The following is an 11,797-nucleotide window of genomic DNA, read 5'->3' as shown; positions in this document are numbered from 1 at the left end:
CCGCGCCGCTTGGGCTTTGCCGCATCGTCTGCTGCCGCGTCACTTGTCGTGGCCTCGGCCATCTGCGGGTCGGGCTGAAGCGTCTCTGTCGCTGGGGCGGCCACCGGCTCGGGCGCGGGGGCAGGCTCGGCGGCTGCGACCGGCTCTGATGCGGGCTCCGGCGCAGGTGCCTCAGCTTCAGCTGCCGGTGCGGCGGGTTTCGCCTTTGCCGCAGCAGGCTTCCGGCTGCGTGGTGCTGCAGCTTTCTTTGCCGGCTTCGGTGCTTCGTCAGCGACAGACGGTGCGGCCTCAGCCGCCGGTTCTTCTGCCGGTGCGTCTGCGGCTTTCTTGCTGCGGCTGCGGGTGACCCGTTTCTTCGGCGCGGGCTTTTCTTCGGCCGGTGCTGCCTCCTGCGCCTCGGCCGAAACAGGCTCGGCCTCGGGCTCGGCAGCAGAATCCTTGGCGACCGGCTTTTTCCGGCTGCGCGACCGCTTGGGTTTTTCGGCAGGTGCCTCGGCCGTGGCATCGGCAGCGTCCGGCGCTGTTTCCGGCGCAGCGGCTTCTCCGGCTTCAGAATCGCCAGCCTCGGCCCCATCGGCACTTGCCTCTTCTGCCTCGGCAGGTGTCGCCGTGCCATCAGCCCCGGCACCGCCACCCTTCCGGCGCCGACGACGACGGCGCTTCTTCTTCTTGGCAGGTTCAGCTTCGGCAGCAACCGGCGCTTCGTCCTCTTCCTCGGCCTCGACGACGATATCCTCGTCTTCGTCCTCCTCATCCGCGGCGCGCAGGGCATCGACCGAGATGACAGGGCTGGCGGCTTCGGGCACGACACGGGTCGCGGTCTTGAACTTCTCGATCGAGAAATCCGGGCTGACCATCGCGGGATCGCCCTCCAACCGGATCGACATGCCGTAACGCGCCTCGATCTGGGCCAGATGCTCACGCTTCTGGTTGAAAAGGAAGTTCAGGACGGCAACCGGCGCTTTCAGCAGCACTTCGCGCGACCGCTTGCGGGTGCCTTCTTCCTCAAGTTGCCGCAGGATCTGCAGGGCAAGGTTGTCATCCGACCGGATGATGCCGGTGCCGTGGCAATGCGGACAGGGCGCCGTCGTCGATTCGATCATTCCCGGACGCAGCCGCTGCCGGCTCATCTCCAGAAGGCCGAAGCCCGAGATGCGGCCAACCTGGATGCGGGCGCGGTCGGTCTTCAGCTTTTCCTTCAGACGCTTCTCGACGGCAGCGTTGTTCTTGCGCTCTTCCATATCGATGAAGTCGATGACGATCAGACCCGCAAGGTCGCGCAGACGCAGCTGACGGGCCACCTCTTCGGCCGCTTCAAGGTTGGTCTTGAGCGCGGTATCCTCGATCGAGCCTTCCTTGGTCGCACGGCCGGAGTTCACGTCGATGGCTACAAGCGCCTCGGTCACGCCGATGACGATGTAGCCGCCGGACCGGAGCTGCACAGTCGGGTTGAACATCGCCGCAAGGTAGCTTTCCACCTGATAGCGGGCGAAAAGCGGCAGGCCCTCGTGATAGTGTTTCACATTCTTGGCGTGGGACGGCATGATCATCTTCATGAAGTCCTTGGCGATGCGGTAGCCGCGCTCGCCCTCTACGAAAACCTCGTCGATGTCGCGATTGTAAAGGTCGCGGATCGAGCGCTTGATCAGGTCGCCTTCCTCATAGATCTTGGCCGGCGCGATGGATTTCAGCGTCAGATCGCGGATCTGTTCCCAGAGACGCAGAAGATATTCATAGTCGCGCTTGATCTCGGCCTTGGTGCGCTGGCTTCCGGCGGTGCGGATGATCAGGCCCGCGCCTTCCGGCACCTCGATCTCGGATGCGATGTCCTTCAGCTTCTTGCGGTCGGCGGCATTGGTGATCTTGCGGCTGATACCGCCGCCACGGGCGGTGTTCGGCATCAGGACGCAATAGCGCCCGGCAAGGCTGAGATAGGTGGTCAGGGCCGCACCCTTGTTGCCACGCTCTTCCTTGACGACCTGAACCAGCATGATTTGCCGGACCTTGATCACTTCCTGGATCTTGTATTTGCGCGGGCGCGGTTTGCGCGGCTGACGGATTTCATCGCTGACATCCTCGTCGGCGACCGATTCGATATCGGCATCGGTATCGGACGCATGATCGGCCGCGACATAGGGCTCGTCCCCCTCTGCCGCATTGTCAGTGTCGTTCGCGCCCTCGTTGGCGGGTTCCGATGTGCCGGATGCCGCAACCGCCGGGCTCGGCTCTTCGGTTGCGGTTTCAGGTTTTTCGTCGTCGCCAAGATCGACGACGGTCATGCCAGGAATTTCGTCGCTGGTCGTGACAGCGTCGTCCGAACGCGCCTTTTCGGCCTTGGGCCGCGACCGGCTACGGCGGCGGCTGCGAGTGTTATCCTCATCCTCCATCGCCTCGGCATAGGCGCGCTCTTCGGCCAGCAGAGCCTGACGGTCGGCGACCGGGATCTGGTAATAGTCGGGATGGATCTCCGAAAAGGCGAGGAAACCGTGACGGTTGCCACCGTAATCGACAAAGGCGGCCTGAAGCGAGGGCTCGACCCGTGTGACCTTGGCTAGATAGATATTGCCGGCAAGCTGGCGTTTATTGACGGTTTCAAAGTCGAATTCCACAACCTTGTTTCCGTCGACCACCACAACGCGGGTCTCTTCCGCGGGGGTGGCATCGATGAGCATTTTCTTGGCCATGTAATCTTTCCGAACGCCAATCGGCGCCGTGACCTTTCCGGTCCGGCGCTGACAGGTCGTTCAATGTATGATGCGAGTGGCGCAGCGGACAGCAATGCGGAGGCGACCATTGGTCTGCCTGTCATCCGCTGCTCTATCCTCACGCGTTTCATCGCGGTTCTGTCCCGGGCGCCTTGCGGCACCCAACTCTGGCCCCGGCGTGGATTACAACGGGGCGAATGTGCGGCCTTGCGGCCAATCGGCCTGCACGCCGTACCGCCGGAACCAACAGGCCCGGCAGGATGGGCGGCAGTAAATCTGATGAGTCGACCAGCCTAAAACCGGCGATCGTCGACGTATTATGACATTAGCGGGGATGGGCGGACGATTACAATGGCGAATTTCACTTCGACTGCGCAGCGACCGCGTCAGTTCTCCGGGCACCAGATCGAATTTTCTCCGAAAATTCGTCGATTTTTCGAAGAAAAATCGTATCCGTGCCAAAGTTCAAAGATAGTCTGCCCGCTGCAACGAATACTTCGCCATTTTTTCATTCAGCGTCCGGCGCGGCAGGCAAAGCTCTTCCATCACTGCCGCGATGGATCCTTTGTGGCGCCGCATCGTATTGTCGATCAGCATCTTTTCGAAGCTCTCGACATAGTCCTTCAGCGGTTTGCCTTCGGTCGTCATCACCGGCCCGGCTTCTTCGTTCTCGGCCATCAGAAGCGACGCGATCGAGCCCGATCCCCGTCGGTTCTGCAACACCGCGCGTTCAGCAACGTTGATCAATTGGCGCACATTGCCCGGCCAGGGCGCCTGCAGAAGCTGGGCGGCCTCCTGGGCTGTCACCTGCGGCGCATCGCAGCCATATTCATCCGAGAACTGATCGGCGAGCCGGGTGAACAGCGTCAGGATATCCTCGCCACGCGCGCGCAACGGCGGCAGCACGATCTTGAGGGCGGCAAGACGGTAGTAGAGATCCGGACGCAGAGCATCCTCGACCGTGCGACCCTGTTCGTGATCGTTGCAGATCGCGATGATGCGGGTCTCGGCAGGCGTTCCCTGATCGTTGATGAATGTCAGAAGCCGCGCCTGAAGCGGCTGGCTGAGCGCTTCGACATCCTCGAGCACAAGCGTCCCGCCCCGCGCTTCCTCAACCAGCGGCATCTGGCCGCCTTCCTCAATCGGCCCGAAAAGCCGTGCGCCAAGCTGATCCTCGGAAAAGGCCGCGCAGGAAATCACCGAGAACTTCTTGCCCGCCCGGGGACCAACGGCATGCAAAGCATGGGCCACAAGCGTCTTGCCTGTCCCGGTCTCGCCATCGATCAGCACATGGCCGTCGGCCTGGCCAAGATCGAGGATATCCTCACGCAGACGTTCCATTGCGGGAGAATTGCCGATCAGCTTCTTCATGATCGTCGAGCCGTCCGACAATTCCTTGCGCAGGGCCCGGTTGTCGAGCGTCATGCGCCGTGACTGGCTGGCGCGTTTGGCCAATTCCGTCATCCGGTCGGGGTTGAAGGGTTTTTCGAGGAAGTCAAAGGCACCGACCCGCATCGCCTCGACCGCCATCGGCACGTCACCATGGCCAGTGATCATGATCACTGGCAGGCCGCTGTCGATGCTCATCAACCGCTTGAGGAATACCATGCCATCCATGCCCGGCATCTTGATGTCGCTCACAACCACGCCCGGATAATCCTGACCGATCGCTTTCAGCGCATCTTCTGCACTGCCATAGGTTTCGGTATCAAATCCCGACAGAGCCAGCCACTGGCTGATCGATTGCCGCATATCCTGTTCGTCGTCGACAATCGCAACTTTCATCGCACGCGCCATGGGATCTACCTCTTCATTCCGCTGCCTGCGTCTTTTCCGTCAATATGGGGAGCTGAACTTCGAATACAGCCCCCCCGCCCGGCGCATTGCGCGCCGTAAGCCGTCCGCCCAGGTCTTTCACGATCCCGGACGAAATGGCCAGCCCCAGCCCGACACCTTCACCGGGGTTCTTCGTCGTGTAGAAGGGCTCGAAAAGGTTCTCCAGATCCTCGATCCCGTGACCGTTGTCGCGCACGGCCAATGTCACCGTCTCACCCGCCGTCAGGATGATCTCGACCTCCGGATCGGCGGTCTGCTTGGTCGCATCAAGCGCGTTGCGCAAAAGGTTGATGATCACCTGTTCCAGCCGCACACGGTCGGCCATCACCGTCACATTCTCGCGCGTCAGCATGCGCGTGATGCGCACGGAACGGTTGCGCAGCGTCGGTTCCATCATCGACAAAGCCGATGAAATACAAACCCTTACATCTACCGGCTCAAAGGCCACGCCCCCCTTGCGGGCGTAACTTTTCAACTGCCGCGTGATCGCGCCCATGCGTTCGATGAGGTCGTCAATGCGCTGGAAGGACGAAAGCGCCTCTTCCGATCGCTTGCGTTGCAGCAAAAGGCGTGCCCCCGCCAGATAGGTCTTCATCGCGGCCAGGGGCTGGTTCAGTTCGTGGCTGACAGCGGCCGACATTTCGCCCAAGGCGGCAAGTTTCGACGACTGCGCCAGGGTCTGTTCGGCGACTTCAAGATCCTTTTGCACCTTCTCGCGCTCGGCAATGACCTGCTGAAGCCGGGCGTTCAATCGGCGAAGGTCAGCCGATTCCCGCCTTGCAACCGCCGATTGGCGCCGGGCGCGCCGCGACAGCAGATAGAAGATGAGCGCCAGAAGAACCGCAAAGCCCATGATTTCGAGAGCGAGGACCGCGTTCACCTTTTCGCGGATCGAATCGTAGGTCGTGAAGCTGATCAGCTTCCAGCCGCGGAACGGGATGCGTGCCTCGTTGCGCATCACCGCCTCGCCGCGCACATAGGCATCGGGCGGGTCGTTAGCCCAGTCGGCCGTTACCTGAAAGGCGCGTTCGATGGCAGAGGGTGCCGGACGCACGGCCAGCGCGTCGTTGATCGCCAGCCTGCGCCAGCGCGGCTCGGTCGACAGGATGACGGTGTTTTCACTGTTCACCACCGCCACGGCATCCGAAATACCCGCCCAGACCCGCTCGAATTTGGACATCTCGGCACCGACCACGATCACCCCGACCAGCCGGTTTTCGGACAGAACCGCACGGGAATAGGTGAAATCATAGGCCCCGGTTTCACGTTCCGTCACGGTAAAGACCGTGTCTTTCGACCGCTGCGCATTGACGAAATAGGGTTCGGCCGCGTGGTTGGTTCCCAGCCGCGTCCGCTCGGTCGCCGCCACTGTCCGGCCAGAGGCGTCAAGAAGCAGGATCGAGGCCGCGCCGATCTCGGCCTGCGCCTCGATCAGGTTCTGTGACGTGATCGAAAAATTCGCCGAATTCAGCGCCGCGATCAACGCCGGGTCGCGCGCCAGAAGAAGCGGCACCACCGAGGTCCGCTGCAACTCGCTGAGGATATGGCCGGTATAAAGGGCCAGTCTGACTTCCGCCCGGTTGCGCGTCGTTTCGGAAAACCGGTCCGAGAGAAAGGCGTTGGTGAACCAGATCACCGAAACGGCCGCCGCGATGAAGGTGATGACGATCAGACGCAACCACCAGGGGCTGTGCATGGCGGTCACACGGCGATCCTGCGCATTCGGGGCGGAATGCGGCGCGGTCTCATCCGGCCCGGAGACGGATGGCGTTTCGGCCATTTCTGTGTGAGCGACGCGTGGGTCTTCGTCTGACATTGGCCGATCTTAGGCCCAGCCGGGGAATGCCTCAAGCAGGCAGGCTCAACTCAACGCCATTGCATCCATGAGCGAGCGGAAAAGCACCGATCCGTCCGCCCCGCCATGGGCCGCTTCGGCCATGCGTTCGGGATGCGGCATCAATCCGAGGACACGGCGGTTGGACGACAGCACCCCGGCAATGTCGGCCGTGGCGCCATTGGGGTTTTCGACATAGGTGAAGGCGATGCGGTCTTCGTCCCGCAGCCGTTTCAAACCATCATCATCAATCGTGTAATTGCCATCATGATGCGCGACGGGGATGCGGATCGTCTGCCCCTTTGCCCAACCTGCCGTATAGGCGCTGTCGGTCGTCACGACCTTCAGGTCCAGTGCCTTGCAGACATATTTCAGCGCCGCGTTGCGCAGCAGGGCTCCGGGCAGAAGGCCGGTTTCGGTCAGAACCTGAAAGCCGTTGCAGATGCCGATGACATAACCGCCCTTTTCGGCAAAGGCCTTGACCGCATTGGCAACCGGCGACTGGGCGGCAATGGCGCCACAGCGCAGATAGTCGCCAAAGGAAAACCCGCCCGGAATGCCGACGATGTCCGTTCCTGTGGGCAATGCGCTGTCCTTGTGCCAGACCTTCACGACCTCGGCACCGGCACGTTCAAAGGCGACGGCAAGGTCGCGGTCACAATTCGATCCGGGGAAGGTAATGACGGCGGCTTTCATGGGCGGTCCTCAGGCTGGCGGGGTTGTCCGGCTGTTACCTCAAACGCTCCGCGAGGGGAAGCGGCGGATTGGGGCGCTGCCCCAAACCCCGGGATATTTTCACCAAGTGGAAGCATCAGGCGGAGAAATCGGTGATGACGGCGACGCCGGGCGGGGTTGGTCCGTCGAAAGCGGCGAGTTCATCGGAGGCGGCGGAAAGCGGTACCCGCCGGGCGATGAGCGGGGTCAGATCCACCTGCCCCGCCTCGATCATGCTCAGAAGGCTTGGATAGCGCCAGGCAGGCATGCCGCGGGTGCCATAAAGGGCAAGCTGGCCGGAATAGAGCACATCCATCGGCAGCGTCATTCTGGCATGTTTACCAGCGGGCATGCCGATCTGCACCATTCGGCCGAGTTTCCTGAGGCTTTTCATGGCACTTACGGTCGTTTCTTCAATTCCCAACGCCTCGATCGCGACATGGGCACCGCCGCCGGTGAGGCTCCGGACCGCCGCGGCGGCATCCCCCTCTGCCGCATTGACGGTGGCATCGGCACCATGGGCGCTTGCATGGGCGAGTTTTTCTGCGACCACATCGACCATGACCACCCGCGCGCCAATGGCCTTGGCCAGCAATAGCGCCGAGAGCCCCACCCCGCCACTGCCGAAGACCGCCAGCCATTCGCCGGGTTGAAGCGCGGCGCGCCCGGTCAGCGCATGCCAGGCGGTGGTCACCCGGCAGCCAAGGGCGGCCGCCAGAGCCGGGTCCATAGACGCGGGCAATGCCGTCAGATTGTGATCTGCGCGTGGCACCGCGATGCGTTCGGCAAAAGCACCGGGATGGGTGAAACCGGGAATAGCTTGCTTCGGGCAGGTCGTCTGGTTGCCTGCCGCACAGGCGGGGCATTGGCCGCAGGCAAGAATGAAGGGGGCGATGACGCGATCGCCGGGTTTCCAGCAAGTGACACTTGCGCCTGCCGCCTCGACGACACCGCAATATTCGTGGCCGGGAATATGGGGCAGCGAAACATCGGGGTCCGCGCCGGTCCATGAATGCCAGTCCGACCGGCAGATGCCACAGGCCAACACCCTCAGCACCACCCCGTCTTCGGGGCAGTCCGGATCGGGCAGGTCGCGAAGGTCGAGCGGCGCGCGGTACTGCGTCAGCACCGCCGCGCGCATCAGGCGATCTCGACCGTGTATTTCTCGATCACGGTATTGGCCAAGAGCTTTTCGCACATCGCCTTGACCTCGGCCTCGGCGGCGGTCTTGTCGGTAGCGGCCAGATCAAGCTCGATCACCTTGCCCTGACGCACGCCCGTCACGCCGGAAAAACCGAGCGTCCCAAGCGCATGTTTGACCGCATCGCCCTGCGGATCGAGAACACCATCCTTCAGCATGACATGGACACGGGCTTTCATCGGATCGGGGCCTTTCAGTTGATCAGGGTCGGTTTCGACATATGGGTGGCCTGCGTCGGCAGCACGCCAAGGCGGCGGGCAACCTCGCTATAGGCATCGGCCAGATCGCCGAGATCGCGGCGGAACACGTCCTTGTCGAGCTTCTGGCCGGTCTTGATGTCCCAGAGTCGGCACGAATCGGGGCTAATTTCATCGGCCACGATCAGCCGCATGAAATCGCCGTCCCAGATGCGGCCGATCTCGATCTTGAAATCCACCAGCTTGATGCCGACGCCGTAGAAGACGCCCGAGAGGAAATCGTTCACCCGAAGCGCGATCGAGACGATGTCATCCATGTCCTGCTGGTTGGCCCAGCCGAAGGCGAGGATGTATTCCTCGCTGACCATCGGATCGCCCAGCGCGTCGTTCTTGTAGCTGTATTCGACAATGGGACGCGGCAGAGCGGTGCCCTCTTCCATCCCGAGGCGCTTGGACAGCGTTCCGGCCGCGAAATTGCGCACGATCACTTCCAGCGGGATGATCTCCACCTGCCGGATCAGCTGTTCGCGCATGTTGATGCGGCGGATGAAATGGTTGGGGATGCCGATATTGGTCAGCCCCTGCATGAAGTATTCGCTGAGGCGGTTGTTCAGAACGCCCTTGCCCTCGATCGTCGCCTTTTTCTGCGCGTTATAGGCAGTGGCGTCATCCTTGAAATACTGCACGAAGGTTCCGGGCTCGGGGCCTTCATAAAGAATCTTCGCCTTGCCTTCGTAGATCTTCTTGCGACGCGCCATGGAAGCTCCGTTCGTATGGCGGAAAAGCCCCGCCCCATCTTGCCGCCGCTATAGGGCAACGGCGCTTTGGCTGCAAGTCATAGGCCGGGATCGACCCGGGGGCTTGCAGAGCCGGGGTGCTGCGGGCATATGAGGAATAACGGACCAATTCCAGACGGGACCCAGCCATGACCACTTTCGACGACCGCGAAAACGCTTTCGAGAACAAGTTCGCCCATGACGAGGCGATGAAGTTCAAGGCCGAGGCGCGCCGTAACAAACTGCTGGGCCTCTGGGCGGCAGAGCTTCTGGGCAAGGCGGGGGACGATGCCGCCGCTTACGCGAAAGAGGTAATCGCCTCGGATTTCGAGGAAGCGGGTGACGAGGACGTCTATCGCAAGCTCGCGGGCGACCTTGGCGCCAAGGCCGATGAGGCGACGATCCGCGCCAAGATGGCCGAGATGATGATCGAAGCCAAGCGCCAGCTGATGGACGAAGCCTGAGGTCGGATCGTTCCAATCCTACTGAAATTGCCATGCGCCATTAAGGTAGCATGAAGCCAGATTGACTAGTCCTGACCCCCGGTGTGTCGGAGGTCAGGATGGGCATGGAACGGGTTTCTTCACTGGATGTTGCCGTTGCCGCGGGGGATGCGCGGCCGAGATTCGGGCGCATCCTCTTGCGGCAGGTGGTGCCGCTGGCGGCTGCCGTCCTGTTCCTTGTCCTCTTGCGCGACCGGATCCTGGCGATTGACCTTGGCGCGGTGCGTGCGGCCCTTGGCCAGATCGGTGCCATGCAATGGGTGGGTGCGGGCCTTGCCATCGTCGCCAGCTTCGCCGCCATCACCCGCTATGACATCGTGGTGCACCGGCATCTGCGCACCGGTGCTGCTGCCGGTGAGGCCGCATGGGCCGGTTTCAGCGCGATTGCCATTTCGCAGGTTCTCGGCCTTGGCCTGATCACAGGGGCGCTTGTACGCTGGCGTATGCTGCCGGGCCTTGGCCTCTGGCAGGCGACCCGGCTGACGGCCACGGTGACGGCGTTTTTCCTGCTCGGATGGGCCGTGGTCACGGCGGCGGCCGTATTGATCCTGCCAGGTGTTGCGCCCCTTCTGGCGATGCCTGTGGTGCAGGCAGGTGCCGCCGCGATCTTATCCGTTGCGGTCCTGGCTTTGGGGGCCGTGTTCTGGCACCCGCGCATCGCCGGGCGCGACATGCCCAGCCTTGGCGCAATCTCCCGCCTTCTGACTCTGACCCTTGCCGATACTGTGGCGGCCGCTCTTGCCCTCTGGGCGCTGATGCCCGACGGGATCGTGCTTGGACCCGCAGACCTGATCCCTGCCTATCTTCTGGCGCTTGGCGCCGGGCTGGTTCTGGCCACGCCGGGCGGGCTCGGCGCATTCGAGGTGGCCCTTCTTGCGCTCCTGCCCTCGGTCCCGGCCGAGCCGCTTCTGGCGGCAATCGTCGCCTACCGGCTGATCTATTTCGCGCTGCCCGCAGCACTTGCCGCCCTGATCCTGATCCGCGGGCCGGGGGAGCGCGTAGCCAAGGCGGGGCCGGGGGTGATCGCCCCCGATGGTCTTCAGCAGGGGCGCGCCGCCCGCCAGATTGCCGGGGCGACACGGTCCGAATGGGGCATCGCGCGGCAAGGTCAGCATGAGGCGCTGGTGACGCCGGGGGCACGCGATGGCTGGCTGATCGGCCAGACAGGTCAGGCGCTGGTCGCGCTGTTCGATCCGTTCCGGGGGGACGAGACACCATTCCTGATCGCCGCGCTGTCGCGCGCGGCGAAGGACCGGAACCGGATCGCCTGTCTTTACAAATGCTCGGCCCGGACAGCGGTTCATGCACGGCAAGCGGGATACTCGGTGTGGCCGGTGGCCGAAGAACTATGGCTGGACCCTGCCGAGGCGACCGGGCTTGCGGGCGCCGCCCGTGCCGGTCTCAGGCGCAAGCTGCGCAAGGCCGCCAATGCCGGTCTGCGCATCGAACGCGGGCGAACCGGTGCCCTGCCCCTTGCGGCGATGGCGCGGGTCGCGGCGGGCTGGGCTACGCATCGCGGCGGAGAGCGCGGCTTTTCGATGGGCCGCTTTGCGCCCGACTATGTCGCCGGTCAGCGCGTCTATCTCGGGTGGCTTGGTGACAGGCTGGTCGCCTTCGTCACGTTCCATGAGGGGGCGACGGAATGGGGGCTGGACCTGATGCGGTTCAGCGCCGGGGCGCCCGACGGGACTATGCAGGCACTTGTCGCGGCAGCGCTGGAGGATGCCGCCTTGCAGAAGATGCATCGTGTCTCGCTCGCTGCGCTGCCCTGCCCGCCCGGACGGTGGCCGCTCCCGCCCCCCCTTGCCCGGGCCATTCAGGCCCGGTCGGGATGCTCGGGCCTTTCGCAGTTCAAGATCGCCTTCGCGCCGCGCCGCACACCGCTTTACATCGCGGCACCGAACCTGCTTGCGCTCACCCTTGCCGCGGCCGATCTGGCACGGGAAATCCACCGCCCTGCCCCGCTGCCATGGCAGCACACCGACAGGACCGGCCAATTCACTCCCATAGACCGGATTGCTGCCGGGGCAG

Annotated in this window: 9 protein-coding genes; 2 read left to right on the top strand and 7 right to left on the bottom strand. The window is 63.2% G+C overall.

Going from position 1 to position 11,797, the window contains the following annotated elements:
- The 7 genes from WBB85_RS02580 to purC all read right to left on the bottom strand — a co-directional run.
- The coding region (locus WBB85_RS02580; protein WP_432637060.1) for an Rne/Rng family ribonuclease at positions 1–2,684 on the bottom strand (2,684 nt) is incomplete at its 3' end.
- A gap of 486 nt (positions 2,685–3,170) precedes the next feature.
- Complete coding sequence (locus WBB85_RS02575; protein WP_432637059.1) at positions 3,171–4,502, bottom strand: sigma-54-dependent transcriptional regulator; 1,332 nt, start codon at positions 4,500–4,502, stop codon at positions 3,171–3,173.
- Positions 4,503–4,515: 13 nt separating this feature from the next.
- Positions 4,516–6,237, bottom strand: coding sequence for a sensor histidine kinase (locus tag WBB85_RS02570; RefSeq protein ID WP_432637061.1), 1,722 nt, complete (start codon positions 6,235–6,237; stop codon positions 4,516–4,518).
- A 165-nt stretch (positions 6,238–6,402) separates the two neighbouring features.
- Positions 6,403–7,071 (bottom strand): phosphoribosylformylglycinamidine synthase subunit PurQ, encoded by a 669-nt coding sequence (gene purQ, locus WBB85_RS02565; protein ID WP_432637058.1) that lies wholly within the window; start codon positions 7,069–7,071, stop codon positions 6,403–6,405.
- Between the two features lie 115 nt (positions 7,072–7,186).
- Positions 7,187–8,230 carry a zinc-dependent alcohol dehydrogenase family protein gene (locus tag WBB85_RS02560; protein WP_432637057.1) on the bottom strand — a complete coding sequence of 348 codons (1,044 nt, stop codon included), beginning with the start codon at positions 8,228–8,230 and terminating at the stop codon, positions 7,187–7,189.
- Positions 8,230–8,469, bottom strand: coding sequence for a phosphoribosylformylglycinamidine synthase subunit PurS (gene purS, locus WBB85_RS02555; protein WP_432637056.1), 240 nt, complete (start codon positions 8,467–8,469; stop codon positions 8,230–8,232). Before purS ends, WBB85_RS02560 begins: the two co-directional genes overlap by 1 nt.
- A gap of 14 nt (positions 8,470–8,483) precedes the next feature.
- Complete coding sequence (gene purC / locus WBB85_RS02550) at positions 8,484–9,245, bottom strand: phosphoribosylaminoimidazolesuccinocarboxamide synthase (RefSeq protein WP_432637055.1); 762 nt, start codon at positions 9,243–9,245, stop codon at positions 8,484–8,486.
- A 167-nt stretch (positions 9,246–9,412) separates the two neighbouring features.
- On the opposite strand from purC, the gene WBB85_RS02545 reads away from it, so the two are divergent.
- Positions 9,413–9,727 carry a DUF1476 domain-containing protein gene (locus WBB85_RS02545; RefSeq protein ID WP_432637054.1) on the top strand — a complete coding sequence of 105 codons (315 nt, stop codon included), beginning with the start codon at positions 9,413–9,415 and terminating at the stop codon, positions 9,725–9,727.
- 98 nt (positions 9,728–9,825) lie between these two features.
- A partial coding sequence (locus WBB85_RS02540; protein WP_432637053.1) for a phosphatidylglycerol lysyltransferase domain-containing protein occupies positions 9,826–11,797 on the top strand: 1,972 nt, incomplete at its 3' end.

Source organism: Albidovulum sp., assembly GCF_049646345.1.
Classification (GTDB): Bacteria; Pseudomonadota; Alphaproteobacteria; order Rhodobacterales; family Rhodobacteraceae; genus Albidovulum.
Note: the sequence above shows the minus strand (reverse complement) of the source record. Positions and strands in the feature narration are given on the sequence as shown.